The organism is Streptomyces mirabilis (genome assembly GCF_039503195.1).
Lineage (GTDB): Bacteria > Actinomycetota > Actinomycetes > Streptomycetales > Streptomycetaceae > Streptomyces > Streptomyces mirabilis_D.
This window is the reverse complement of the sequence record NZ_JBCJKP010000001.1, coordinates 5,648,942-5,673,815: the sequence shown is the minus strand read 5'-3', so window position 1 is coordinate 5,673,815 and position 24,874 is coordinate 5,648,942. Positions and strand designations below refer to the sequence as shown.

At 71.0% G+C, this 24,874-nt stretch carries 20 protein-coding genes and 1 pseudogene; 7 read left to right on the top strand and 14 right to left on the bottom strand.

The features are described 5' to 3' along the window. Positions 1–7: 7 nt before the first annotated feature. The 4 genes and pseudogenes from AAFF41_RS26270 to AAFF41_RS26255 form a co-directional block, all read right to left on the bottom strand. Positions 8–369, bottom strand: a pseudogene (locus AAFF41_RS26270) (type 2 periplasmic-binding domain-containing protein); the annotation flags it as partial. A gap of 98 nt (positions 370–467) precedes the next feature. Beyond that, entirely contained in the window at positions 468–2,417 is a 1,950-nt protein-coding gene (locus AAFF41_RS26265; RefSeq protein WP_343324713.1) for a serine/threonine-protein kinase, read from the bottom strand. Between the two features lie 84 nt (positions 2,418–2,501). After that, complete coding sequence (locus AAFF41_RS26260; RefSeq protein ID WP_319750255.1) at positions 2,502–2,990, bottom strand: MarR family winged helix-turn-helix transcriptional regulator; 489 nt, start codon at positions 2,988–2,990, stop codon at positions 2,502–2,504. Continuing rightward, positions 2,987–3,634 carry a type 1 glutamine amidotransferase family protein gene (locus tag AAFF41_RS26255; RefSeq protein WP_319750254.1) on the bottom strand — a complete coding sequence of 216 codons (648 nt, stop codon included), beginning with the start codon at positions 3,632–3,634 and terminating at the stop codon, positions 2,987–2,989. The genes AAFF41_RS26260 and AAFF41_RS26255 overlap by 4 nt, the downstream gene beginning before the upstream one ends. Before the next feature lie 200 nt (positions 3,635–3,834). Between AAFF41_RS26255 and AAFF41_RS26250 the strand changes: the two genes are divergently transcribed. From AAFF41_RS26250 to AAFF41_RS26240, 3 genes are all read left to right on the top strand, one after another. Continuing rightward, complete coding sequence (locus tag AAFF41_RS26250; RefSeq protein WP_343324712.1) at positions 3,835–5,190, top strand: aspartate aminotransferase family protein; 1,356 nt, start codon at positions 3,835–3,837, stop codon at positions 5,188–5,190. Positions 5,191–5,488: 298 nt separating this feature from the next. After that, on the top strand, positions 5,489–6,184 hold the full coding sequence (locus AAFF41_RS26245; RefSeq protein ID WP_343326355.1) for a GntR family transcriptional regulator: 696 nt from the start codon (positions 5,489–5,491) through the stop codon (positions 6,182–6,184). Between the two features lie 158 nt (positions 6,185–6,342). Further along, positions 6,343–6,993 carry a hypothetical protein gene (locus tag AAFF41_RS26240; RefSeq protein WP_054231368.1) on the top strand — a complete coding sequence of 217 codons (651 nt, stop codon included), beginning with the start codon at positions 6,343–6,345 and terminating at the stop codon, positions 6,991–6,993. A gap of 259 nt (positions 6,994–7,252) precedes the next feature. On the opposite strand, the gene AAFF41_RS26235 is transcribed toward AAFF41_RS26240, so the two are convergent. Together AAFF41_RS26235 and AAFF41_RS26230 are read right to left on the bottom strand one after the other, a co-directional pair. Then, a complete protein-coding gene (locus tag AAFF41_RS26235) occupies positions 7,253–9,085 on the bottom strand; it encodes a bifunctional metallophosphatase/5'-nucleotidase (RefSeq protein WP_343324711.1) in 1,833 nt (610 codons plus the stop codon). 361 nt (positions 9,086–9,446) lie between these two features. After that, the gene (locus AAFF41_RS26230) at positions 9,447–10,730 is read right to left on the bottom strand and encodes an adenylosuccinate synthase (RefSeq protein WP_054231366.1); all 1,284 of its coding nucleotides are present in this window, start codon (positions 10,728–10,730) and stop codon (positions 9,447–9,449) included. 191 nt (positions 10,731–10,921) lie between these two features. Between AAFF41_RS26230 and AAFF41_RS26225 the strand changes: the two genes are divergently transcribed. Beyond that, the gene (locus AAFF41_RS26225) at positions 10,922–11,881 is read left to right on the top strand and encodes a diacylglycerol kinase (protein WP_319750251.1); all 960 of its coding nucleotides are present in this window, start codon (positions 10,922–10,924) and stop codon (positions 11,879–11,881) included. A gap of 158 nt (positions 11,882–12,039) precedes the next feature. Here the strand turns inward: AAFF41_RS26225 and eutC are convergent, their stop codons facing one another. Both eutC and AAFF41_RS26215 read right to left on the bottom strand, forming a co-directional pair. Continuing rightward, positions 12,040–12,798 carry an ethanolamine ammonia-lyase subunit EutC gene (eutC, locus tag AAFF41_RS26220; RefSeq protein WP_319750250.1) on the bottom strand — a complete coding sequence of 253 codons (759 nt, stop codon included), beginning with the start codon at positions 12,796–12,798 and terminating at the stop codon, positions 12,040–12,042. After that, on the bottom strand, positions 12,795–14,189 hold the full coding sequence (locus AAFF41_RS26215; protein ID WP_343324710.1) for an ethanolamine ammonia-lyase subunit EutB: 1,395 nt from the start codon (positions 14,187–14,189) through the stop codon (positions 12,795–12,797). The genes eutC and AAFF41_RS26215 overlap by 4 nt, the downstream gene beginning before the upstream one ends. Before the next feature lie 217 nt (positions 14,190–14,406). On the opposite strand from AAFF41_RS26215, the gene AAFF41_RS26210 reads away from it, so the two are divergent. After that, complete coding sequence (locus tag AAFF41_RS26210) at positions 14,407–15,927, top strand: APC family permease (protein WP_319750248.1); 1,521 nt, start codon at positions 14,407–14,409, stop codon at positions 15,925–15,927. An 88-nt stretch (positions 15,928–16,015) separates the two neighbouring features. Here AAFF41_RS26210 and AAFF41_RS26205 read toward each other — a convergent pair whose 3' ends face one another. Beyond that, a complete protein-coding gene (locus AAFF41_RS26205) occupies positions 16,016–16,531 on the bottom strand; it encodes a GbsR/MarR family transcriptional regulator (RefSeq protein WP_319750247.1) in 516 nt (171 codons plus the stop codon). Between the two features lie 75 nt (positions 16,532–16,606). Here AAFF41_RS26205 and AAFF41_RS26200 point away from each other — a divergent pair, with 75 nt between their 5' ends. Together AAFF41_RS26200 and AAFF41_RS26195 are read left to right on the top strand one after the other, a co-directional pair. After that, positions 16,607–17,572: an ABC transporter ATP-binding protein gene (locus AAFF41_RS26200; RefSeq protein WP_319750246.1), complete on the top strand. Its 966-nt coding sequence runs from the start codon at positions 16,607–16,609 to the stop codon at positions 17,570–17,572. Further along, positions 17,569–19,185 carry an ABC transporter permease gene (locus AAFF41_RS26195; RefSeq protein WP_319750245.1) on the top strand — a complete coding sequence of 539 codons (1,617 nt, stop codon included), beginning with the start codon at positions 17,569–17,571 and terminating at the stop codon, positions 19,183–19,185. Before AAFF41_RS26200 ends, AAFF41_RS26195 begins: the two co-directional genes overlap by 4 nt. A gap of 321 nt (positions 19,186–19,506) precedes the next feature. On the opposite strand, the gene AAFF41_RS26190 is transcribed toward AAFF41_RS26195, so the two are convergent. The 5 genes from AAFF41_RS26190 to AAFF41_RS26170 form a co-directional block, all read right to left on the bottom strand. Then, positions 19,507–20,763, bottom strand: coding sequence for a cytochrome P450 (locus AAFF41_RS26190; protein ID WP_343324709.1), 1,257 nt, complete (start codon positions 20,761–20,763; stop codon positions 19,507–19,509). 135 nt (positions 20,764–20,898) lie between these two features. Continuing rightward, entirely contained in the window at positions 20,899–21,573 is a 675-nt protein-coding gene (locus tag AAFF41_RS26185) for a response regulator (RefSeq protein WP_099942568.1), read from the bottom strand. Next, a complete protein-coding gene (locus tag AAFF41_RS26180; RefSeq protein ID WP_343324708.1) occupies positions 21,570–22,916 on the bottom strand; it encodes a sensor histidine kinase in 1,347 nt (448 codons plus the stop codon). The genes AAFF41_RS26185 and AAFF41_RS26180 overlap by 4 nt, the downstream gene beginning before the upstream one ends. Before the next feature lie 153 nt (positions 22,917–23,069). Further along, positions 23,070–23,744 (bottom strand): response regulator transcription factor, encoded by a 675-nt coding sequence (locus AAFF41_RS26175; RefSeq protein ID WP_319750241.1) that lies wholly within the window; start codon positions 23,742–23,744, stop codon positions 23,070–23,072. After that, complete coding sequence (locus tag AAFF41_RS26170; RefSeq protein WP_425526252.1) at positions 23,741–24,649, bottom strand: sensor histidine kinase; 909 nt, start codon at positions 24,647–24,649, stop codon at positions 23,741–23,743. The genes AAFF41_RS26175 and AAFF41_RS26170 overlap by 4 nt, the downstream gene beginning before the upstream one ends. Positions 24,650–24,874 lie beyond the last annotated feature (225 nt).

The window sequence follows — 24,874 nt, the reverse complement described above, 5'->3', positions numbered from 1 at the left end:
CGAAGGATCAGTTGGTGCCGCAGATTTTCAGGCCCACCCGGGTACCGCACGGTAGGTGGCCGTGGATGCGGATGACGTCCTGGCCGTTGCCGCGGCTGATGTGGGTGAGGAAGCTGGAGGCGAGGGAGTCGGCGGCCGGCCGTAGGTGCAGGCGTACTCGATCTCCCGGTACGGGTAGGAGGACGTGCCGTGTTCCAGGTCCTCCACGGACGCGGTGTGTCCGTCGAGGAGCTGGTGCAGGCCCTTGTACCCGGTGGCGAGGTTCAGTTCGCTGTAGCCGATCGCCCCGGGCCACCCGGCCACGGTGCTCACCACCTGCTCGGTGGAGTCGAGTTCGCACCGCACCACGGGCTCCGTCGCGTCGTCCTTGCCCGAGCCCAAGGTGCGGTCACCGTACGGCTCGAGGCGGGAACACCCGGCGTGCGCCGGGTGAAGTTCAGCGGCCCTTCAACCGAACTGACGCTTCGTCATCCACTCTTCGTGTAGGTCAACGACTCACCCGAGCCCGTGTTCACCCGGCGCAGTCGGCCGTCGGACAGCAGGGTGATCTCGGAGGCGGCGCCCGGGGAGCAGGAGGAGATCGGTGCGCCGCCGGTGACTTCGGACGGCCCGATCGCCAAGGGGCCGCCGGCGCCGGGGGCGGCGGTCAGTTCGGCGCGGAAGACGCAGTGGTAGGTGCTGCTGCCGGACGGACCGTCCGCGACGAGCGAGAGGACCGTGTCGCCCACGGCGCCCTGCTGGATGGTCAGTCGGCGGGTGTTGTGGCCCGTCGCGTTGTCGATGGAGGCGTCCCAGGTGCCGAGGAACCCCTCCGGGATCGCGCCGCCGTCCTGGGACGCCTGGGGCGAGGGCGAGTCGGAAGGGGAGGAGGGAGTGGAGGGTGAGGACGGGGACGAGTCGGGGGAGGTCGGGCTCTTGGACGCGGCCGAGGACGCCTTGGCGTCGTCGGTGCCCTTGGCCGTGCCGCCCTGCATCAGCGCGTAGACGGAACCGCCCGCGCCGAGCGCGACGACCAGCGCCACGACGATCAGGGCGGCGGTGGAGCGGCCGCTTCTGCGCGGCGGCTCGGGCGCGGGGACGCCCCCGGGGCCGTACGGCGTGGCGGGCAGGCCCGGTCCGTACGGTGGCGTGGGGCCGTACGAGCCGGGCGCGCCCCAGCCGCCCTGCGGATAGCCGTACGCGGGCGGGCCCGTGGGGCTGGGGTGCTGCTGGGGATGGCCGTACGCGGGGTGCGCGGCGGGCGGTGCGGCCGGCGGGGACGTCTGGTCGGCGCCCGCGATCAGCGTCGGGAGGTGGTCCGTCGAGGCCGGTCCTCCCGGCGGGGGCGGGGTGGCGGCGTGCTCCGGGGCGACCTCGGGGGCGGGAGCGGAGGTAGGGGTGGGTGCGGCCGAGGACTTGGACAGGTCCAGGGCCGCCGGGGCGGATCCCGGGGCCGGTTCCTGAGCGGGGGCGGTGGCCTGACCCGGGGGCGGCGCCGGAGCCGGTGCGGGGCGCTCGGCCGGGTTCTCCGTGTCGAGCAACCGCACGGCGTGCCGCCCGAGTTGGGCCACCAGCGCGCTGGGCAGCCACGGGTCGCGGGAGCGTCCTTCCACGACGGTGTCCTCCGCGCCGATGCGCTCCAGGATCTCGTCGAGGCCGGGGCGGGCGGCGGGGTCCTTGCGCAGACAGTGCCGTACGAGGTCGGCGAGGCCCTCCGGTACGCCGTCCAGGTCGGGATCCTCCTGCGCGATGCGGAACATCATCGCGTGCACCCCGCTGTTCGCCGCCCCGAAGGGCAGGGCGCCGGTGGCGGCGTACGAGAGGACCGAGCCCAGGCAGAAGACGTCGCACGCGGGCGTGACGCGGTCGCCGCGGACCTGCTCGGGCGCCATGAATCCGGGCGAGCCGACGAGGGCGCCGGTGCGGGTGAGGCCGCCGTCGGTGACGGTCTCCAGGGCGCGCGCGATTCCGAAGTCGATGACGCGCGGGCCGTCGATGGTCACGAGGACGTTGGAGGGCTTGAGGTCGCGGTGGATGAGTCCGGCGGCGTGGATGTCCTTGAGGGCGTGGGCGAGTCCGGCCGCGAGGATGCGGACGGAACGTTCCGGTAGCGCTCCGTGGTCGTGGCCCACGACCGTCTGGAGGGAGGGTCCGGCGACATACCCGGTCGCGACCCACGGGACGGCGGCCTCGGTGTCCGCGTCGAGGACGGGGGCGGTCCAGAGGCCGCCGACCCGGCGCGCGGCCAGCACCTCCTGGCGGAAGCGGGCCCGGAACTCCTCCTGCGCGGCGAGTTCCTCGCGCACCAGCTTCACCGCGACGGTACGGCCCCGGTCGGAGCGGGCCAGATAGACGCGTCCCATGCCACCGGCACCGAGCCGTGCGAGCAGTCGGTACGCCCCGATCTGCTGCGGTTCCCCCGCCCCCAGCTTCTCCATCGTCGTGCCGCCCTCCCCCGTGCCTGTGCAACCGCCCGAGGCCGAGGATAGTGCGGCCCCACCGGGAGGTGGGTGGGGCGGTGTCTACGGTTCAGTAACAGCACCTGGCGTTTCCGTGACGTCCGTCGCGGCCCCGTCGATCTCGTCGAGAACCGCCGACAGTCGCTCCAGGATCCGTACGGTCTCGGCGAAGCCGTCCTCCCCGAGCGCCCGCGCCAGCCGGTCGGCGAGGGTCGCGTGGCCGGGGCCGATCGCGGCGACGGCGGTGCGGCCGGCGGCGGTCGGGGAGAGCAGTTTGGCGCGGCGGTGGGCGGGGTTGGGCAGGTACTCGGCGAGGCCCTTGCCGACCAGCAGATCGGCGACGCGCTGCACGCTCTGCCGGGTGATGCCCATGACACGGGCGATCCCGGCGACGGGGAGCGGCTCGGGGAGCACCGCGCCCAGCACCTGCCACCAGGCGGCGGTCAGCCCCGCGGGGCGGGCCAGTTCGTCCGCCACGGAGAGGAACTGGCCGTTGAGCCGGAAGACGCCGAGGGCGGCGCGGCTGAGGAGGTTCTGCCGTTCCCTGCTCATCGGGCGGCCTCCTCGGCGGCCCCTGAGGCCTTCTCCAGTACGGCGTACGCGGACGCGTCGGAGTCGTGGAACAGGCGGTACCAGGCGTCCAGGACCTCCCCCTCGTACACACCGAGGAGGCGGAGGACCTCCCGGGCGAAGGCGACGGGCTCGGTCGGTCCGGCGGTGACGAGGTTGCCGTCGGTGACGGCGTCGGTGACGGCGTACCGCCCGGCGCCCCGGTAGCCGGTGGCGGCGAGGTAGAAGGACACGGCACTGGTGTGGTCCCGGTCGTCGAGGAGCCCCTCGCGGGCGAGCCCTGCCGTCGCCCCGCAGATCGCGGCGACCGGCACGCCCGCGTCGAGGAAGGCACGGGCCTTGCGGGCGAAGGGGGCGAGGTCGTCGGAGGTGTCCCAGAGGTCGGCGCCGGTGAGGATCAGCAGGGAACTGTCCTCGGGGCGGAGTTCGTCGAGCGCGAGATCGGGCTGGATCCGGAGACCGCCGATCGTCGTCACCGGTTCCCGGGTGGGGCCGACGGTCCGGATCTCGCGGCCGGCGCGGGCGAGATACGCGGTGGTGTGACCGGTCTCCCAGTCGGCGTAGGTGTCGTAGACGGCAAGGTGGACGGCACTGCCGTGGTCGTTCATCGCGCTCGTTGCGCTCATCGCTCTCTCCTCGCGTGGGTCATGAGGGCGCCTGTGCGGGGGTGGCCGTGAGGTGCTTTGTCAGCATGCTGTCATTTCGACAGCATGCTGACAATGGGCGGTTGTCGGCGGCCAAGCCCGACAGACTGTCGTGGAAAGCCCCCGGTCACAGACAGGACGCCGATGTCGCGCCCCCTCCGGGGACATTTACGCTTCGGCGCATGACCCCTCAGCCCAACCCCCAGGTCGGCGCCGCCGTGAAGGCCGCGGACCGCGCGCACGTGTTCCACTCCTGGTCCGCTCAGGAGCTCATCGACCCGCTCGCCGTCGCCGGCGCGGAGGGGTCGTACTTCTGGGACTACGAAGGCAAGCGGTATCTGGACTTCACCAGCGGGCTCGTCTTCACCAACATCGGCTACCAGCACCCGAAGGTCGTCGCCGCGATCCAGGAACAGGCCGCGACCCTGTCCACGTTCGCGCCCGCCTTCGCCGTGGAGGCCCGTTCGGAGGCGGCCCGGCTGATCGCCGAGCGGACCCCGGGCGACCTGGACAAGATCTTCTTCACCAACGGTGGCGCCGAGGCCGTCGAGAACGCCACGCGCATGGCCCGGCTGCACACCGGCCGTCCGAAGGTGCTCTCCGCGTACCGCTCGTACCACGGGGCCACCTCCACCGCGATCAACCTCACCGGTGACCCGCGGCGCTGGCCGAACGACAGCGGCGCGGCGGGCGTCGTCCACTTCTGGGCGCCGTTCCTCTACCGCTCCCCCTTCCACTCCGACAGCGAGCGGCAGGAGTGCGAGCGGGCGCTTCAGCACCTGGAGGACACGATCGCCTTCGAGGGGCCGGGGACCGTCGCGGCCGTCATCCTCGAGACGATTCCGGGGACCGCGGGGATCATGACGCCGCCGCCGGGCTATCTCGCGGGGGTGCGGGCGCTCTGCGACCAGTACGGGATCGTCTTCATCCTGGACGAGGTCATGGCGGGGTTCGGGCGTACCGGGAAGTGGTTCGCGGCGGACCACTACGACGTGACGCCGGACCTCATGACCTTCGCGAAGGGCGTGAACTCGGGCTACGTTCCGCTCGGCGGTGTCGCGATCTCCTCGGCGATCGCGGAGACCTTCGCCCGGAGGCCCTACCCCGGGGGGCTCACGTACTCCGGGCATCCGCTGGCCTGTGCCGCCGCCGTCGCCACCATCAACGTGATGGAGGAGGAGGGCATCGTCGAGCAGGCCGCGCGGATCGGGGAGACGGTACTCGGCCCCGGGCTGCGGGAGCTGGCGGCGCGGCATCCCAGTGTGGGTGAGGTGCGCGGCACGGGGGTGTTCTGGGCGCTGGAGCTGGTCAAGGACCGGGAGACCCGGGAGCCGTTGGTGCCGTACAACGCCGCCGGTGAGGCCAATGGGCCGATGGTCGCGTTCGGGGCGGCGGCGAAGGCGCGGGGGCTGTGGCCGTTCATCAACATGAACCGGACTCATGTGGCGCCGCCGTGCAACGTCTCCGAGGGGGAGGCGAAGGAGGGGCTCGCGGTGTTGGACGAGGCGTTGTCGGTGGCGGACGAATACACCGTGTGACCTGCGGGGGACGGCGCGCGGGGGATCTCGCCCCCGCCGCCCCTACCCGTCCCCTCCTCCAGGGGCTCTACCCCTTCGACCCCGGGGTGGATGGGTCGGCTGCGGGTGGCTGGGGGCCGGGCGCGCAGTTCCCCGCGCCCCTCAGGGGCGGGGCTGCGCCCCGCATGTGCCGCGTTCCTCGGGGCGGGGCTGGGGCCCGCGTTCTCCTGGCCCTGAGGGGCTCGTGTCCGCGTAAGGTGTCGTGCTTGGAGAGAAGCGCACGCACGTGCACCCGTACGCGATGAGGGAGCGAGAGGCCATGCCCGGCACCGGCGGCAACGGCGCCGTAACCCGTAGCACCCTGCGGCAGCAGATCGCGGACGCGCTCCGCGACGAGGTGCTGGCAGGCCGGCTCCGGCCCGGGCAGGCGTTCACCGTGAAGGAGATCGCCGAGCAGTACGGCGTCTCCGCCACCCCCGTCCGCGAGGCCCTCGTCGATCTGTCGGCCCAAGGCCTCCTGGAGGCGGACCAGCACCGCGGCTTCCGCGTGCACGAGTACTCGCCGGACGACTACCGCGGCATGATCGAGGCCCGGAGTCTCGTCACCGACGGGATGTTCCGGAGTCTCCTCGCCGGAGGCATGGCGCAGGCCGACGATCCGCGCACCCTCGCCGCCCTCGCCGGGGTCCGCCGCCGCGGCGAGGAGGCCCAGCGCGCCGCGACGGCCGGCGACCTGAACATCCTCATCGGCTACGACCTGCGCTTCTGGCGCGAGCTGAGCGCCCTGTTCGGCAACGCCTACCTCGCCGACTTCCTGCACCGCCTGCGCGTCCAGTCCTGGGTGTGCACGGTGCAGCACCTGCGCCGGGTGGAGGATCTGAAGGGCCACCTGTGGGCGGGCCACACGGAGCTCGTGGACGCGCTGGCCCGCCGCGACCCGGGCGCGGCGCACGCGATCGTGGCCGCGTACAACGAGCACTCCCTCGCCCTCATCGAGCGCCTGACCACCGGATGAGCGCGACGTGAGGTCGTGGCGGGAGGTGTGTGCGCCGGTGCGACAGGTGGGCGCTCGGGGTGTGGGTATGGGATCCGCACGAGGGGGACTGAGGACGGGTCCCACCCATTACGCTTCCCTGACCACCGTGCTTCCCAAGGAGCTAGAGGAGCCGTCTGTTGGCCTGTGACCTGTGGCTGGTCCCGCTCGTCGACGTGTTGTGCCACACCCCCGACAATCCCTTCGCCGAGGAGCTCGCGCTCTACGACAAAGCGCTGGGCGAGGCCGGACTTCCGCCGGTCCCGGTGTACGCGTACATGCCGGGGCTTTCCGGCGACGTGGCCCCGGTCGCCGGTTTCGACTACGACGCGCTGCACTTCCTGCGCCGGGCGTATCTGCTCCAGATGTGCGGCCTCGCGGTGACCCCGGTGGACGAACTGGGCGGCGACTACGAGCAGTTGCTGGAGATGTTCGAGACGAACGCCCAGCAGTCGCACCTCGTGTGGCACTACGACCACGCGGGCGCGTACGTCCCGGTCGACTTTCCGCACCCGCTAGCCAATGACGAACTCCTCGCCGGGGGCGGGCCCCTGGGCTCCTCCCAGACGCTGCTGCGCGAGCTGGAGTTCGTGGCCCCGTCGATCGGTATCGACCCGGCGAACCCGCCGGCCGCCCCGCAGCCGCCCATGGCTCCCACGGAGCTGGAGGAACCGGCCGCGCCCGCCCCGTACGACGCGAGTCCGTTCGCGCGCGAGCGGCATGTGTGGCTCGGCCTGCACGCGGCGGCGACCCGCAGCCTCGCCCAAGGGTCGATGATCATCTTCAGCTGAGGCGCACGCTGCCCGCAGGAAGGCCCAGGTCCCACCGGAGTCGGTGGGACCTGGGCCGCCTTGCTGTGTCGGTCGCCGATCGACGAGCGGCGAGCGGGGACCGCCGGGTACCGGTTACCAGGCCGTGGGGGCTCTCACGGCCTCGTACGCGTAGCGGACCGGGGCGTGACGGTCGCGGACCGCCCCCCGGGTTCTGCCGTTGCCGTCGGAGAACTTGTAGGACCAGACTTGGTTGGCGCCAGCACCTTTTGACTGTCCGTCAGCTGGCTGTGAACACCGGCGTCCCGTCCTGCGTCAGCTTCCAGTTGGTGACCGCGAAGTCGGCCGGGTCGAGGGTGCCCTTGGCCGTGACGTAGTCGATCATCAGCTGGCGGATCTCGTTGGTGGAGCTGTACGCGATGTCGGCGGCCGCGATGTGCGGGTAGCCGCTGCCGCCGTTGGCGCGGTAGTTGTTGACGGCGACGACGAGGACCTGGTCGTCGGCGATCGCCACGCCCTTGTAGGTGAGGTTCTTGATGCGGGAGCCCTCGGCCTGCGCGATGTCGATGTCGTACTCGACACCGGCGGCGGTGTCGTACATGTAGTCCCAGAAGTTGTTGGCGTTGGTGAGGGTGGCCGTGTCCACCTTCGTGCCGGACGCGAACTGGTGGTAGTACTTCGCCGCGTACTCCAGGTAGTCCTTGAGCTGGGCGCCCGTGAGCTTCTTGCCGTACAGGGTGTTGTCGTAGATGTAGAGCCCGGCCACGTCGCGGATGGTGACGTTGCCCGCCGGGATGTCGGCGGTGCGGCTGAAGGGCGCGGCGACGGAGATCAGGGGGAGGGCGGCGTCGGCGGTGGACAGGCCGGAGGCCACCGTCGCCATCTGGACCTGGTGGATGAAGTCCATCACCGGGACGTCCTTCCAGCAGGCCTCGGCCGCGGAGAGGTCCACGGTGCAGGTGCCGACCGGAGTGTCGACGTACTTCACGACGAGGTCGTGGTCGGCCTTGAGGAGCCTGGTGATCTCCGGGTCCTCCTCGACGGTGTTGCTGTTGAGGGTCTGCGCCTTGGTGCTCGTCACCTTCCACTGGCCGTGGTGGAGTTCGAGCTCGAAGTCGAAGACGGTCAGGCGCATGCCCCAGCAGTACGGCTCGGAGAGGACGACGTCCTTGCCGGTCTCCTCGTTCTTCACCGTGTACGACGAGACCTCGACGTGCGTGTGACCGACGAGGATCGCGTCGATGCCGGGGACCTGCTGGGCGACGAGGTTCGAGGCGTTCTCGACGTACGGCAGCTCACTGCCGTACGACGAACTGCCGTCCAGGCCCGAGTGGTCGGTGAGGAACACGACGTCGCAGCCGAGGGCGCGCATCCGCGGGACGTACTTCTTCGCCTGCTCGACGAGTCCGGTGAACGCCATCTTCCCGGAGACGTTGTCCTTGTCCCACAGGGCGATGCCCGGGTTGGTGAGGCCGAGGATGCCGACCTTGATGTCCGGGGCGCCGGGGACACAGATGCGCTTCACGGTGTACGGCTGGAAGGCCGGACGCAGCGTCTTGGCGTCCAGCGCGTTGGCGCCGAGCAGCGGGAAGTGACACTGCTTCTCGAACGTGCGCAGGGTCTCGATGCCGTAGTTGAACTCGTGGTTGCCGAGGGCGGCGGCGTCGTAGCGCATGTGGTTCATGGCGACGGCCATGGGGTGCACGGGGGCGCGCTTGCCCTTGGCGGCGACGATGGGGTCCACACGGGCGTAGTAGTACGCCAGCGAGGTGCCCTGGATGATGTCGCCGGCGTCGACGAGCAGGACGTGGTCCTCGCCCTTGGCGGCGCGCTGCTGCTTGATGAGGGTGGCGACGCGGGCGACGCCCACGGAGTTGCCCTTGCTGTCCTTGTAGGCCGCGTCCGTGTAGTAGTCCCAGTCGAAGACGTGGCTGTGCAGGTCGGTGGTGCCCAGGATGGAGAACGACCAGGTACGGGGCGCCTTTTCGGGCTTGTGGTCCACGGTCTGGGCCTGGGCCGGGGTCGCGGCGACAGCCCCCGCGACCGTGACGGCCGCCCCGGTGACGGCCGACTTCTTCACGAACTCCCGGCGGTTCATGGGATTGACGGGCATACGTGTCTCCTGGGACTGGCTGGAACTTGGCTGACGGGAGCAACTGCGCGAGTCGTGCGGGGACTTCGGGCACTGCGGATGCGCCGGCTGCGCTACGTGCGCTGCGCGCGCTGAGTGCACTACACGCGTAGATCGTCGTCGGGTCCCGGTCGGTCGGGAACCAGGAACAGACCATGTCCAGGTCAATTAACGGTCAGCTCGCCCTGCCCGACGGTCACTCCGTGCCAAGACGGCGCCCCGTGAACCAGGGTGATGAGACACGTGTCGGTCGCACATTCCCTGGCGAACGCGAAGGCCGCCGTCCCCGGTTGGGGACGACGGCCTCTCACCGCATCCGAACGGTCCGAACGATCCGAACGGATCAGATGAACGAGTTGATCTCGATCGTCTCGTCGCGGCCCGGGCCGACGCCGATCGCGGAGATCTGGGCGCCGGACATGTCTTCCAGCGCCTTGACGTACGCCTGGGCGTTCTTCGGCAGGTCGGAGAAGGACTTCGCCTTGGTGATGTCCTCGGACCAGCCCGGGAGGTTCTCGTAGATCGGCTTCGCGTGGTGGAAGTCGGTCTGGGAGTACGGGAGTTCCTCGACGCGCTTGCCGTCGATCTCGTACGCCACGCAGACCGGGATCTCCTCCCAGCCGGTCAGGACGTCCAGCTTGGTGAGGAAGAAGTCGGTCAGACCGTTCACACGGGTCGCGTAGCGGGCGATGACCGCGTCGAACCAGCCGCAGCGGCGGTCACGGCCGGTGGTGACACCGCGCTCGCCACCGATGCGGCGCAACGCCTCGCCGTCCTCGTCGAGAAGCTCGGTCGGGAACGGGCCCGAGCCGACACGGGTCGTGTACGCCTTGAGGATGCCGATGACCCGGCTGATCTTCGTCGGGCCGACGCCCGAACCGGTGCAGGCACCGCCGGCCGTCGGGTTCGACGACGTCACGAAGGGGTACGTGCCGTGGTCGATGTCGAGGAGCGTGCCCTGGCCGCCCTCGAAGAGCACGACCTTGTCCTGCTCCAGCGCCTGGTTCAGGATCAGGACCGTGTCCGCGACGTACGGCTTGAGCCGGTCCGCGTAGCCCAGCAGCTCCTCGACGACCTGCCCGGCCTCGATGGCACGGCGGTTGTAGAGCTTGGTCAGCAGCTGGTTCTTGACCTCGAGGGCCGCCTCGACCTTCTGGGTGAGGATCGACTCGTCATAGAGGTCCTGGATACGGATGCCGACGCGGTTGATCTTGTCCGCGTAGGTGGGCCCGATGCCACGCCCGGTCGTGCCGATCTTCCGCTTCCCGAGGAAGCGTTCCGTCACCTTGTCGACAGTGACGTTGTACGGCGTGATGATGTGAGCGTTTCCGCTGATCAGAAGCTTGGAGGTGTCGACACCGCGCTCGTTCAGTCCGTTCAGCTCGGAGAACAGGACCGACGGGTCGACGACGACTCCGTTTCCGATCACCGGAGTGCACTCCGGCGTGAGGATTCCGGAAGGGAGGAGGTGGAGGGCGTACTTCTGATCGCCCACGACTACCGTGTGGCCGGCGTTGTTGCCGCCCTGGTAGCGCACCACATAGTCCACGGATCCACCGAGCAGGTCGGTGGCCTTTCCCTTGCCTTCGTCACCCCACTGAGCACCGAGCAGCACAAGTGCGGGCACAGGCGTACACCCCTTCCGGGCGGGGCATGTCCAAGGTCGAGGACGTACGCGGCTGGTTTTCGATACGGCTGCGTACGCCGGCGACCTCCTTTGGCCGCGACCGTCGGACCGGATGCCCCGGAATAGACGAAGCCCCTGGCGCAATAGCGCAAGGGGCTCTTGCACAAAGATGCTACCCGAGGAAGCGAGGCATGACCGAGGTGGCGGCTTCCGACCAGCTCCTTGTGGTCATCGACCCGGTCGCCCGTTGGACGGACGGCGAGTCTGTACGGATCGCAAAAGACGTGCTCAGCGCGGGTGCGACGACGAAAGTATGCCTTCCGGAAGGGCCCGAGGAATTTGCCCGGGCGCTGGCCCGGAGAGGTTCCCGGCGGCCGGTCGTGGTGGGCGACGACCGTGCCCTCTTGCGTGTCGTGTCCCTTTTGCACCGACAGCGGGAGCTGGCCGGATGTGGGGTGTCGTTGGTGCCGGTGGGGGGTGTGCTGTCACTGGCGCGGGCGCTCGGGGTGCCCGTCGGGGCCGTCGCGGCGGCCCGGGCCGTGCTCGACGGGGTCGAGCGGAGGCTCGATCTGCTGGTCGACGAGAGTGACGGGGTGGTGTTGGGGGCGTTGCGGATTCCTCCGGTGGGAGCGGGTGGGGGGATGAGGGGTGCCGAGGAGGTCGAGATGGGGGGTCTCGGCGGTGTCGGCGGTTTCGGGGATGCTGAAGGTTCTGGGGGCTCCGGGGGCTCCGGTGGCTCCGCGGGTTTCGGGAGTTTCGGGGGTGGTGCTTCCGGGCTTGGGGGGCATGCGTGGCTGCGGACCTGTCAGTCACTGGTCCGTACGCTCGCGGCGCGGCCCGCGCGTGTGGCGTCCGTGCCGGGGCCCGGGCCTTCGCGGCTGCGGGTCGAGGTCGACGGGGTCACCCTGGTCGATCTGGATCAGCCGGTCGAGGCGGTGTCCGTGACGCCCGGCGTTGCCGGGGGTGCGGAGGTGGAGGTTCGGCCGGTTTCCGTGGGGGCGGAGGCTTCGCCGTTGCGGGTGGTGGGGCGGCGGGTGACGGTGTCCGGGGCGGACTTTCGGTATCGGGCGGATTCTGTGGTGTCCGGGCCTGTGCGGACGCGGACGTGGACGGTTCGGGAAGGGGGGTGGGGGCTCACGCTGCCGAGTTGAGCCCCCAGGGGTTTTTCTCGCCCCCGCCGCCCCTACCCGTCCCATCCCCCAGGGGCTCCGCCCCTTCGACCCCGGGGTGAGTTGGTCGCTGCGGGGCGGTGGGGGCTGGTCGCGCAGTTCCCCGCGCCCCTGAAGCGGGGCTTCGCCCCGCATCTTCGCTAAGGCAACGCGGGGGTGGACTCGTCCTTCAGGGATACGCCGGTGCGGCCGAGGTCGCGCGCTCTGCGCATCAGTGTCGCCAGCTTCGTCGCCGCGTCGGTGTGGGACAGGCCGAGGGGTGGACGGATGTTGGAGAGGCAGTTGCGGTCGGCGTCGGTGGTGCGACCCGGGCGCGGGTCGTACGTGAGATACGCGCCGAGCGAGTCCGCGGCGGACATCCCGGGCCGCTCCCCGATGAGGACGACGGCCATCCCGGCCCCCAACGCGTGCGCGATGTCGTCGCCGAGAGCCACCCGCGCCTGCTCGGCGAGTACGACGGGAGCGACACGCCAGTCGGAGGGCAGCCGCTGTGTCGTCGCGCGTACGACGGCCGCCGCGTGCTCGTGCACCGCCCGGCTGGACAGCCCGTCGGCGACGACGAACACCACGTCCCAGCCGTCGCGGGGCAGGTGCGCCCGATCCACGTCGTGGAGCCTGCGTCCGAGGTCGGGGCGCTGGAGATAGGTGAGCCGGTCGGGGGCGGCGCTGCGCACCCGTATCGTCGCCGCACCCGCCAGCGCGGACGCCACCACGTCCGGGTCGAACGGCGAGTGCACCGCGTCCCGCGCGGCGGCGTGCGCGGCCTGCAGTTCGAGCCGGTGCCGCGTGGGCAACGCCGAGCCGGCCCGCCCGAGCCCGATCCGGGCCTGGGTGTGCCGGCGCAGGGAGTTCCAGAGGGCGGCGTCCGACTCGGGTGCGATTGCTTGACGTTCCGTCATGCCGCCAGCCCCCGCCCGATCGCCGTCAGTGGATGGCCCGAACCCGCCACGTCCCTTATCTCGCCACCTTCGTCCAGCAGACCGATCCGCCCCAGCCACGCCTCGAACTCCGGTGCCGGGCGCAGTCCGAGCACCTCGCGCAGGTACAACGCGTCGTGGTACGAGGCGGACTGGTAGTTGAGCATGATGTCGTCGCCTCCGGGGGTGCAGATCACGAAGGAGGCGCCGGCGACACCGAGCATGGTGAGCATCGTGGCGATGTCGTCGTCATCGGCGTCGGCGTGGTTGGTGTAGCAGATGTCGAGGCCCATGGGCAGGCCGAGCAGTTTGCCGCAGAAGTGGTCCTCCAGGGCCGCGCGGAGGATCTGGCGACCGTCGTAGAGGTACTCCGGGCCGATGAAGCCGACCACCGTGTTCACGAGCAGCGGGTCGTAGCGGCGGGCGACCGCGTACGCCCGCGCCTCCACCGTCTGCTGGTCCACCCCGTGGTGCGCGTCGGCGGAGAGCGCGCTGCCCTGCCCCGTCTCGAAGTACAGGGCGTTGAAGCCGACCGTGCCCCGGGCCAGCGAGCGCGCCGCCTCGTACGCCTCGTCCAGGAGCCCCAGCGTGACCCCGAACGAGGCGTTCGCGGCCTGCGTACCGGCGATGGACTGGAAGACCAGGTCCACCGGGGCGCCGCGTTCCATCAGGTCGATGCTGGTGGTCACGTGGCACAGGACGCAGGACTGGGTGGGGATGGAGTAGCGGTCGATCACTCCGTCCAGGAGGTCCAGCAGGTCCCGTACCGCCCGGGGACTGTCCGTGGCCGGGTTGATGCCGATCACCGCGTCGCCGGAGCCGAGGAGCAGTCCGTCCAGCAGGGCCGCCGCCACGCCCGCGGGGTCGTCGGTGGGGTGGTTGGGCTGGAGGCGGGTGGCCAGGCGGCCCGGGAGGCCGATCGTGGAGCGGAAGGCGGTGACGACCTGGACCTTGCGGGCGACCGCCACCAGGTCCGCGTTGCCCATCAGTTTCGACACCGCGGCGACCATCTCGGGGGTCAGTCCGGGGGCGAGTGCGGCGAGTGTCGCCGCGTTCGCCGCGTCCGACAGCAGCCATTCGCGCAACTCCCCCACCGTGAGGCCCGAGACGGGGGCGAAGGCCGCCGTGTCGTGGCTGTCCATGATGAGGCGGGTCACGTCGTCGGTCTCGTACGGGATCACCGGCTCGGCGAGGAACCGCGCGAGCGGGACCTCGGCCAGCGCCCACCGCGCGGCGACCCGCGCCTGCGCGGAGTCGGCGGCGAGCCCGGCGAGGCGGTCGCCGGAACGCTCGGGGCTCGCGGCGGCGAGCAGCCCCGCGAGACCGGCGAAGGAGTGCGTCCGGCCGCCGAGGGTGGCGGAGTAGGTGCTCATGCCAGGGACCGTACGGAGGGGCGTCGGGCGCGGTCCACGATCCGGCGCAGAGTTAACAAGGACGTTCGCTCCACCCGGACTCCTAAAGGTCTGGTTGACGCACATTTAACGTCCCGACCCGTGACAGGACTCATTTCTCGTGCAGCATTCCGGTTCGTAATCCACTCCGCCGCACCCAGGGTGCGGACGGCGAGCGACCATGGGAAGGGGCCACTCGATGGCAGTGCAAGAGGGCGTGGCCCCTGAGGCGGCGGGCACCCCGGAGGCCCCCGGAGGCGCAGTTCACCGGCTCAAGCCGAACGCGATCGGACTGCTGGGCGTCGTCTTCATGGCCGTCGCCACCGCCGCCCCGATCACCGCCATGACGGGCAACGTGCCCTTCATGGTCTCCGCCGGCAACGGCATCGGCGCCCCGGCGAGCTACCTAGTCGCAATGGTCGTCCTGGCCATCTTTGCGGTCGGCTTCACCTCGATGGCGAAGCACATCACCTCCACCGGCGCCTTCTACGGCTTCATCTCCTACGGCCTCGGCCGCACCGCGGGACTCGCCTCGGGACTCCTCGCGACCTTCGCGTACGTCGTCTTCGAGCCGGCCCTGATCGGCATCTTCTCGACCTTCGCCACCGGAACCCTCAAGGACCAGACGGGACTTGACGTGCCCTGGTGGGCGTTCGCGGTCCTGATGCTCGCCGTCAACGCGACGGGCACGTGGTTCGGAGTGTCCGTCGCCGAGAAGCTGCTCGTCGTACTGCTGGCCACCGAGGTGACGATCCTGGCCGCCATGGCCGTCTCCGTCGCCCTGCACGGCGGCGGTCCGCACGGCTTCACCTTCGGCCCGGTCAATCCGGTCAACGCCTTCAAGGGGACCTCGGCGGGCCTCGGCCTCTTCTTCGCGTTCTGGTCGTGGGTCGGCTTCGAGTCCACGGCGATGTACGGCGAGGAGTCCCGCGACCCGAAGAAGATCATCCCCAAGGCGACGATGATCTCCGTCCTGGGCGTCGGCGTCTTCTACGTCTTCGTCTCCTGGATGGCCATCATCGGCAACGGCGAGAGCGAGGCCGTCACGGCCGCCTCCTCCTCGAACCCGCTCGCCCTGTTCTTCAACCCCACCGAGCACTACGTCGGCCACTGGGCCGTCGACGTCATGCAGTGGCTGATGATCACCGGCTCACTGGCCTGCGGCATGGCCTTCCACAACTGCGCCGCCCGATACATGTACGCGCTGGGCCGCGAGGGCGTCCTCCCCTCGCTCCAGCGCACGATCGGCCGCACCCACCCCCAGCACGGCTCCCCGCACATCGCGGGCCTCGTCCAGACGGTCGTCAGCGCCGTCCTCATCGCCGCGTTCTGGCTGGCCGGCAAGGACCCGTACACCGGCACGTACGTCCTGCTCGCCATCCTCGGCACGATGGCCATCCTGGTGGTGCAGGCGGTCTGCTCCTTCGCGGTGCTGGCGTACTTCCGCAAGAACCACCCCGAGAGCAGGCACTGGTTCAAGACCTTCACCGCCCCGCTCATCGGCGGTCTCGCGATGTTCGGCGTGGTCGTCCTGCTGGTGTCCAACATGGGCGCCGCGGCCGGCACGGAGTCCGGCTCCCTCGTGCTGAAGGCGACCCCCTGGATCGTCGCCCTGATCGCGGCGGGCGGCGTGGCGTACGCGACGTACCTCAAGCGCCGCGCACCGCAGCGGTACGCCCTGCTCGGGCGGACGGTCCTGGAGGAGACCAAGGAGCGGTAGGAACCATGGAACGGTAGGGGCCAAGGAGCGGTAGCCGCTACGGGCGCGGTCGGAGCGCCGCTCCACCCCATTCCTTCGGCGAGGGCTCTCAGCCCTCGCCGAAGTGCTGCTCCCGGTGGACACGCCAGCGGTCCATCATCGACTCCAGCTCGCCCTCCATGAACTCGAAGAAGGCAAGGGTCTCCGCGAGCCGAGCGCCCGCCGGGGTGTCCGCGCCCAGGCTGCCGACGCCTTCGCGCAGCGCGTCCTCCCAGCGCTTGATGATCGCCTCACGATTGGTGAGCGCCTCGTACCACTGGTCGCTGTGCACGCGGTACCGCTCCCGGCGCGAACCGGGTTCCCGCTCGCGCGACACCATGTGCACCTGCGCCAGATAGCGCACCGCACCGGAGACCGCCGCGGGGCTGATCCGCAGTTGCTCGCCCAGTTCGACCGAGGTCAGAGCGCCGGTGTCCGAGGCAAGCAGCGCCCCGAAGACCCGGGACGGCATCCGGGGCATCCCGGCCTCCACGAGTTGCGCCGCGAAGTGCTCGACGAACCGCGAGACCGCCTCCGCGTCCCGACCCACCGCTCCTACCGCTCCCACCGCCTCCGGCTCTGCCATCCCCCGATTGTATCCGAGCGTTTTATACAATTCGTTAACTTCACAAATTTCTGAAAGAAGCGTACGTTCTGGAGCATGACGAAGGGCAGGGCCAAGGGAATGACGAAGGCCACGACGAAGGCGATCACCGTCTTTGGGCTGCACAAGTCGTTCGGCGGGACACACGCGCTGGACGGTCTCGACCTGGACGTCGAGGCCGGCGAGGTGCACGGCTTCCTCGGTCCGAACGGCTCCGGGAAGTCCACCACGATCCGGGTCCTGCTGGGCCTGCTGCGCGGCGACGCGGGCGCGGCGCAGGTGCTCGGCCGGGATCCCTGGGCGGACGCGGTGGAGCTGCACCGCCGGGTCGCCTACGTTCCCGGTGACGTCACCCTGTGGCGCAACCTCTCCGGCGGCGAGGTCATCGACCTGTACGGACGGCTGCGCGGGGGGCTCGACCGGGCGCGCCGGGCGGAACTGATCGAGCGCTTCGAACTCGACCCCACCAAGAAGGGACGCACCTACTCCAAGGGCAACCGGCAGAAGGTCGCCCTCGTCGCCGCCTTCGCCTCGGACGTCGACCTGCTGATCCTCGACGAGCCCACGTCGGGTCTCGACCCGCTGATGGAGGAGGTCTTCCAGCGGTGCGTCGAGGAGGAACGCGACCGCGGCCGGACCGTCCTGCTCTCCTCGCACATCCTCAGCGAGGTGGAGGAGCTGTGCGACCGCGTCAGCATCATCCGCAAGGGCCGCACCGTCGAGAGCGGCACCCTCGCCGACCTGCGCCATCTGACCCGTACCAGCGTCAGCGCCGAACTCGCGGGACCGCCCAACGGGCTGGCCCACCTGCCCGGCGTGCACGACCTGGACATCCAGGGCCACCGGGTCAGGCTCCAGGTCGAGACCGACCAGCTCGACGCCGTACTGCGCTCGCTCACCGACTCGGGCGTACGGTCGCTGACCTCGACGCCGCCGACCCTGGAGGAACTGTTCCTGCGGCACTACCAGGACGACGTCCAGGACGACGTCCGGGTGAACGGCGAAGGGACGATGGCGCGATGACCACCGCGACCGCTGCCGTACGGGGTGGGGTACGGGCCCGGAGTTCCCGCCAACTCGCCGGGACCGGCACGCTGTTGAGGTTCTTCCTGCGCCGCGACAGGCTGATGATGCCGCTGTGGGTCGGCGTGATCGGCCTGCTGGTGCTGTCCATGCCGAACTCCCTGAAGTCCGTCTACGGCACCGCCGCCGAACGCGCCGACCTCGCCCGCCAGATGCTCACCAACAGCTCCCTGCGCGCCACGTACGGGCCGGTGTTCGACGACTCGCTCGGCGGACTCACCGCCTGGCGCATCGGCGGCTACGCCGGTCTGTTCGCCGGGATCATGAGCCTGCTCGTCGTCGTACGGCACACCCGCGAGGAGGAGGAGAGCGGGCGCCAGGAACTCCTCTCGTCGGCGATGGTGGGGCGCCGGGCCCCGCTGACGGCGGCGCTGCTGGCCGCCCTCGTCGCCAACGGCGTGCTCGCGCTGCTCATCGCGGGCGGGCTGGCAGGGCAGGGCGGTGCCGGGGCGCTGGCCCTCGGGCTCGGCGTCGGGGGTGTCGGCATGGTCTTCGCCACCATGGCGGCGATCGTCGCCCAGCTCACCGAGAGCGCGCGGCTCGCCAAGGGGCTGACGGGCGGGCTGCTCGGCGCGGCGTTCGTGCTGCGGGCGGCGGGCGACTCGTCGACGAACGACGGTTCCTCCGTGCTGACCTGGGTGTCGCCGCTGGGGTGGCTGGAGAACGAACGCCCCTTCGCGCACGAGCGGTGGTGGGTGTCGGCGCTGTTCGTCGCGGCCGTGGTGATCCAGGGCGCGGTCGCCTACGAACTCGCCGGGCGGCGCGACGTCGGGATGAGCTTCCTGCCGACCCGGCCGGGGCCCGCGCGGGGGCGGCTCGGGTCGGCCGGGGCGCTGGCCTGGCGGCTGCAGCGGGGGGCCATGCTGGGGTGGAGCCTCGGGTTCCTCGCCGCGGGGGCCGCCTTCGGCGGAATCACGAAGGGGGCCGCCGATCTCGTCGGGAGCAACGCCAAGACCCGGCAGATCATCGAGCGGATGGGCGGGCAGTCCGGGATCACGGACGCGTTCCTCGCGGCGATGGTCGGCATGCTCGGGATGGTGGCCGCGCTGTACGTCGTCTCTTCGGTGCTGCGGCTGCACGGTGAGGAGACCTCGCAGCGGGCGGAACCGGTGCTGGCGAACGCGGTGGGGCGGCTGCGGTGGGCCGGCGGCCATCTGGTCGTCGCCTTCGGCGGCGCGGCGCTCATCATGGCGCTGGGCGGGCTCGGCCTCGGAATCGGGTACGGCCATGAGCTCGGGCCCGTGCTCGGCGCCTGCCTCGTCCAGGTCGCGGCGGTCTGGACGCTGGGCGGGCTTGCGGTCCTTCTCTACGGGGTCTCGCCCCGGCTGGCCCCCGGCGCCTGGGGCGCGGCCGGGGTCGCCCTCCTGCTGGGCTGGATCGGCCCCGCCCTGAACGTCCCCCAGGCCGCCCTGGACCTCTCCCCCTTCGGTCACCTCCCCAAGCTGCCGGGCGGGGAGATGACATGGACACCGGTACTGATCCTGACGGCGATCGCGCTGGCCCTGACCGCCACGGGGCTGGCGGCGTTGCGGCGCCGGGACATGAGCACCTGAGGGCGGGCGCGCGTGCCTGGTGCGGGGACCCGGAACCCCGGGTCCCCGCACCACGTCCATGAGGGTCATGGCGCAAAGGATGCAGGCCGCGGGCGGATGTCCGATCGCTGTCGTCGGCGCGGGGGCGAGGCTCGCGGCCTGAGCCGTCAACAGCCGCGACCGGTTCCAGCGGTTCGAGCAGGGCCCCGACTGGAGCGTGCTCTATGCCGAGCTGCCCCTGACGGTGCTCGGCGGGATGGCCGCCGCGCTGGGACTCCGGGCCCTCGGACTCCGGGCCCTCGGACTCCGGGCCCTCGGGACTCCGGGCCCTGGGCCGACGGGTCAGAGCACGACGCTGAGCCCCTCGAGCCCGCGGATCACGAAGTTCGGCTTGCGCTCAGGCTCCGCGGCAAGGGCGAGCGTCGGCGCCTTCTCCAGCAGAGCGCCCAAGGACGCCGCCAGTTCGAGGCGGGCCAGCGGGGCGCCGATGCAGTAGTGGATACCGGCGCTGAAGGAGATGTGGGGGTTGTCGGAGCGCGAGAGATCCAGACTCTCCGGGGACGCGAAGACCTTCGGGTCGTGGTTGGCGGAACCGAAGAGCAAAGCGATCTCCGCACCCCGGGGAACGGTCGTGCCGTCGATCTCGATGTCCTCCAGAACCCACCGTTCGAAGAGCTGGAGCGGGGTGTCGTAGCGCATCAGCTCCTCCACCGCCGTGGGGATCAGCGAACGGTCGCCACGCAGGGCCGCCAACTGGTCGGGGTTGCGGAACAGCGCCCACCACCCGTTCACCGTCGCGTTCACCGTCGCCTCGTGCCCCGCGTTCAGCAGCAGGACACAGGTGGAGATCATCTCCTGTTCGGTCAGGCGGTCGCCCTCGTCGTGCGCGGCGATGAGCCCCGAGACCAGGTCGTCGCCCGGCTCCTTGCGGCGCGCGGCGATCAGTTCCCGGAGGTACTCGGTGAACTCCACCGACGCCCGGACCGCCTTCTCCGCCGTCTCCTCGGAAGGGTTCAGCTCGTACATCCCGCAGATGTCCGCCGACCACGGCCTGAGCGGCGCCCGGTCCGACTCCGGAATGCCCAGCATCTCGGCGATCACGGCCACCGGGAGCGGCTCGGCGACATCGGTGAGCAGGTCACCGCCGCCGGCCGCCACCAGGCCGGCGACCAGCTCGTTCGCCAGCCGGTCCACATACGGCCTGAGCTGCTCGACCGTGCGCGGTGTGAACGCCTTGGAGACCAGCCGTCGGATCCGCGTGTGGTCCGGAGGCTCCAGGTCCAGCATTCCGTGGTCGTTGAGGACGTGGAACGGCTCGTGCTCGGGCGGAGGTGCCGTCCGCCCGAAATCCTCGTGCGTGTAACGGTGCTGGTAGGTCCGGCCCAGTCGCCGCTCCCGCAGCAGCGCCGACACGTCCGCGTGGTGCGGGACCAGCCACTGGTCGGTGGGCTCGTAGTAGTGCACCCGGCCGCGCTCGCGCAGCTCCGCGTACGCGGGGTACGGGTTCGCCACGAACTCCGGGTTCCAGGGATCGAAGGCCGACGGTGTCCGCGGAGACTGCGAGGACTGCGAGGACTGCGGGGTGTGCGAGGCTGCCATGGGCGGACGCTAGCCCGACTCGGCCCCGCTGAACAGGGGTGTCTCGGCGGCCGAGCCGTCGGCGGGGACCCCCGTACCCCGCCATCGGCCCCGCCGCCGCGCTCCCCCGGTCAGGGGCCACCTGGGTCACCCGGGTCACCTGGGTGTGATCAGCCGCGCCTCGTACGCGAACACCGCCGCCTGCGTGCGGTCCCGCAGGCCCAGCTTCACCAGGATCCGGCTGACATGGGTCTTGATCGTGGACTCGGCGACGAACAGGCGCGAGGCGATCTCCGCGTTCGACAGACCCTGGGCGATCAGGACCAGCACCTCCGTCTCCCGCTCGGTCAACTCGCCGTAGGCCGCCTGGGCCGTGGCCGAGAGTCTCGGAGCGTCCGAGAGCCTGGAGAACTCGGTGATCAGCCGCTTGGTCACGGACGGGGCGAGCAACGCCTCCCCGGCCGCCACCACCCGCACCCCGTCGGCGAGTTGACGCGCCGAGGCGTCCTTGAGCAGAAAGCCCGAGGCTCCCGCGCGCAGCGCCTGGTACACGTACTCGTCGAGGTCGAAGGTGGTCAGCACCAGCACCTTCGCGGCGCTGTCCGCCGCGACGATCTCCCGGGTCGCCTCGATGCCGTTCATCTCCGGCATGCGGATGTCCATCAGCACGACGTCCGGCCCGAGCTCACGGACCCGCTCGACCGCGTCCCGGCCGTTGACCGCCTCGCCGACCACCTCGATGTCCGGCATCGCGCCGAGCAGCACCGAGAAGCCCTCGCGGACCATCACCTGGTCGTCGGCTATCAGGACGCGGATGGTGCCGTTCGTCATCCGGATTCCTCCCCCGCCCGCAGCGGCACCGGCAGAAAGACCGTCACCTCATATCCCCCGTCGTCCGTCTCGCCCGTCGTCATCTCGCCGTCCAGCATCGTGACCCGCTCGCGCATCCCGGTGATGCCGTGCCCCGCGCCGTGGGTGGACTTCACCAGGGTGGTGGTCTGCGCGGGGCCGTTGACTATGCGCAGGCCGAGCCCGCCGAGAACGTAGCCGATCTCGACGCGGGCCGTCGCGCCCGGCGCGTGCCGCAGGGTGTTGCTCAGCGCCTCCTGGACGATGCGGTACGCCGACAGCTCCACGCCCTGCGGAAGTTCGCGCACCGCTCCCGTGACCGTCTTCTCCACGCTCAGACCCGCCTCCCGCACATTGGCGAGGAGCGCGCCGAGGTCGGCGAGGGTGGGCTGCGGGGCGTCCGGAGCCTCGTAGTCCGCGGCCCGTACGACACCGAGGACACGGCGCAGCTCGGTGAGCGCAGCCACCGCGTTCTCCCGGATCGTGACGAAGGCCTGCTCCAGCTCGGGCGGGGGGTTCTCCACCCGGTAGGGGGCGGCCTCCGCCTGGATGGCGACCACCGACATGTGGTGGGCGACCACGTCGTGCAGCTCGCGGGCGATCGTGGTGCGCTCCTCCAGGAGGGTCCGCCTGGAGCGCTCCTGCGCCGTCTCCGACTGGTGGGCCGTCACCTCCTGCTCGGCCGTGCGGCGTACGTGCAGGACCGTGACGACCAGGAGGGCCAGGGCGGAGAGGAACAGCAGCGGCGCCGTGTTGGTCCCGATGCGCCCGGCGACGAGGGACTCGGACATGAATCCGTACCACGCGGTCAGCACCCACATCCAGGCGGCGGTGCGCGGCCTGGTCCGCAGCGCCACGACCGTCAGCACCACCAGGTGGGTGATGAAGGCGCCCTCCGACCAGGGCCATGCGCCCCAGCTGCCGCTGAACACGGCCGCGAACGGTGTCGCCGCCATGGAGAACCAGAAGGCTCCGACCGGCCGGACGAGCGTCAGCAGGACCGGGAGCAACGCCAGGAGGCTGGGCACCAGACTCCCGATACCGGGGCCACCTTGGTTCGCGGTGCTCGCGACGGCCATCGCGAGCAGTCCGCACGCCGTGATCACGGCGTGCGGACTCCAGGCCGCGTACTCCTTGACGCGCTCGGGGAGGCGTCGGGCGAGCGGACCGTCCACCCGCATCCGCGGCAGCGGGCGGTAGGCGAAGGCGTCGTGGAACAGGTCCTGCCTCAGCCCGCGCAGGGCGTCCGCGGCCAGCCGGAACTCCGGGCTGCGGGGCTTGGCCCCGCCCGGCGGCTTCATCTGCGTCTGGGTCGTCTCGGTCACGTTCAAGACGGTAGGCCGCCTGCCGGGTCGCGGTCGTCACCAGTGAGAAGGGTCCTACGGGATCCGTCTCAGGTACTACGGGTATCCCCGGGTGTCCCCCACGACGGATCCGGGGGGCACCCGAGGGACGGGGTGGGCGCGAAGTCCGCGGGCTCAGTAGCCCGACGGGCGCACCAGGCCCGACTCGTAGGCGAAGACCGCGGCCTGGGTGCGGTCGCGCAGGCCCAGCTTCACCAGGATGCGGCCCACATGGGTCTTCACGGTCTGCTCGGCGACGACCAGGCGCTCGGCGATCTCCGCGTTCGACAGGCCCTGCGCGATGAGGGCCAGCACCTCCGTCTCGCGCTCGGTCAGCTCGCCCACGCGCTGCTTGAGCGGGCCGCGGGGTGTGGCGTCCAGGCGGGAGAACTCGGCGATGAGACGGCGGGTGATCCCGGGGGCGAGCAGCGCGTCACCCGCCGCCACCACCCGTACCGCCTCGGCCAGCTGGTCGGCGGACGCGTCCTTGAGCAGGAACCCGGAGGCGCCGGCCCGCAGCGCCTCGTACACGTACTCGTCGAGGTCGAAGGTGGTGAGCACCAGCACCTTGATGTGCGGGGTCTCGCCGGTGATGCGTCTGGTCGCGTCGATGCCGCCGAGCTCGGGCATACGGATGTCCATCAGCACGACGTCCGGGGCGAGTTCGGCGACCTTGGCGATCGCGTCCAGGCCGTCGACCGCCTGGCCGACCACCTCGATGTCGGGCTGGGTGTTGAGCAGCACGGTGAAACCCTGGCGGACCATCTGCTGGTCATCGGCGATCAGTACGCGGATGGTGCTGCTCGTCATCGGTTCTCGTCTCCTGTGCGGCCCGAACGATCGACGTCGGTGAAAGGGGGAGGGGAAAGGTCGGTGGAAGGGGCGTCGCCCGTGACCGCGCCGTCGCGGGGCAGGAAAGCCGCCACCACGAATCCGCCGTGCGCGGTCTCGGAGGTCACGAGGGTGCCGCCCAGCATCGCGGCGCGCTCCCGCATACCGAGCAGCCCGTGCCCCGCGCCCGGGGACGGCGGGGCGGGACGCTCGGGTCTGGAGTTGATCACCCGCACCTGAAGCCCGCGCGGGAAGTGCCACAGCTCGACGCGGACCTCCGAACCGGGCGCGTGCCGCAGGGCGTTGCTCAGCGCCTCCTGGATGATCCGGTACGCCGACAGCTCCACGCCGGGCGGCAGTGGGAGCTGCTCGCCGGTGATCTCCGTGGTGACCTGGAGACCGGCGGCGCGGGTGTTCTCGACGAGGGCGTCGAGGCGGTCGAGCGTGGGCTGCGGGGAGTTGGGGGCGGCACCGGTGCCTGCACCGAGGCCGTACGGGTCCTCGGGGTTCTCGGAGCGCAGCACGCCGAGCACGCGGCGCAGCTCGGTGAGCGCCTCCAGGGCGTTCTGCCGGATGCCCTCCAGGTTCTCCTTCAGTTCGTCGGAGGGGTTCTCGACCAGGTGCGGGGCGACCTGGGCCTGGATGGAGATCACCGACATGTGGTGGGCGACGACGTCGTGCAGCTCGCGCGCGATCCGGCTGCGCTCCTCGAGGAGGGTGCGGCGGGCGCGCTCCTCCTCGGTCTGCGAGGCCTGTTCGACGAGCTGGGTGCGGGCCTCGCGGCGGCCGCGCAGGGCGATGCCGAGGAGGACCGCCGCGGCGAAGACGACGACCGCCAGGAACCCCGTCGAGTGGTACAGCTGTCCGCCGACCACGCCCTGCATGACGTACGTCATCAGGGCGGTCACGGACAGCGCGCCGATGGCCACCCGTGCGGGCAGCCGCAGCGCCAGCAGGAACAGCACCAAGGCCTGTGCCACCAGCGCGGGCGAACTCCACGGCCAGTCGGGGCGCGACGCCGGGATGTCCGCCATCATGTGCGCCCTGGCCCCGGCGGCGGCCAGGAGCGTGGCACCCAGCGACAGCCACCACGCCGGCACGGGCCGCCG

Bases quoted from the DNA above. Each gene is read 5' to 3' on its own strand.
- AAFF41_RS26265 (WP_343324713.1), bottom strand. From the start codon at position 2,417: ATGGAGAAGCTGGGGGCGGGGGAACCGCAGCAGATCGGGGCGTACCGA.
- AAFF41_RS26260 (WP_319750255.1), bottom strand. From the start codon at position 2,990: ATGAGCAGGGAACGGCAGAACCTCCTCAGCCGCGCCGCCCTCGGCGTC.
- AAFF41_RS26255 (WP_319750254.1), bottom strand. From the start codon at position 3,634: ATGAGCGCAACGAGCGCGATGAACGACCACGGCAGTGCCGTCCACCTT.
- AAFF41_RS26250 (WP_343324712.1), top strand. From the start codon at position 3,835: ATGACCCCTCAGCCCAACCCCCAGGTCGGCGCCGCCGTGAAGGCCGCG.
- AAFF41_RS26245 (WP_343326355.1), top strand. From the start codon at position 5,489: ATGCCCGGCACCGGCGGCAACGGCGCCGTAACCCGTAGCACCCTGCGG.
- AAFF41_RS26235 (WP_343324711.1), bottom strand. From the start codon at position 9,085: ATGCCCGTCAATCCCATGAACCGCCGGGAGTTCGTGAAGAAGTCGGCC.
- AAFF41_RS26225 (WP_319750251.1), top strand. From the start codon at position 10,922: ATGACCGAGGTGGCGGCTTCCGACCAGCTCCTTGTGGTCATCGACCCG.
- eutC (WP_319750250.1), bottom strand. From the start codon at position 12,798: ATGACGGAACGTCAAGCAATCGCACCCGAGTCGGACGCCGCCCTCTGG.
- AAFF41_RS26215 (WP_343324710.1), bottom strand. From the start codon at position 14,189: ATGAGCACCTACTCCGCCACCCTCGGCGGCCGGACGCACTCCTTCGCC.
- AAFF41_RS26210 (WP_319750248.1), top strand. From the start codon at position 14,407: ATGGCAGTGCAAGAGGGCGTGGCCCCTGAGGCGGCGGGCACCCCGGAG.
- AAFF41_RS26205 (WP_319750247.1), bottom strand. From the start codon at position 16,531: ATGGCAGAGCCGGAGGCGGTGGGAGCGGTAGGAGCGGTGGGTCGGGAC.
- AAFF41_RS26200 (WP_319750246.1), top strand. From the start codon at position 16,607: ATGACGAAGGGCAGGGCCAAGGGAATGACGAAGGCCACGACGAAGGCG.
- AAFF41_RS26195 (WP_319750245.1), top strand. From the start codon at position 17,569: ATGACCACCGCGACCGCTGCCGTACGGGGTGGGGTACGGGCCCGGAGT.
- AAFF41_RS26190 (WP_343324709.1), bottom strand. From the start codon at position 20,763: ATGGCAGCCTCGCACACCCCGCAGTCCTCGCAGTCCTCGCAGTCTCCG.
- AAFF41_RS26185 (WP_099942568.1), bottom strand. From the start codon at position 21,573: ATGACGAACGGCACCATCCGCGTCCTGATAGCCGACGACCAGGTGATG.
- AAFF41_RS26175 (WP_319750241.1), bottom strand. From the start codon at position 23,744: ATGACGAGCAGCACCATCCGCGTACTGATCGCCGATGACCAGCAGATG.
- AAFF41_RS26170 (WP_425526252.1), bottom strand. From the start codon at position 24,649: ATGCAGGGCGTGGTCGGCGGACAGCTGTACCACTCGACGGGGTTCCTG.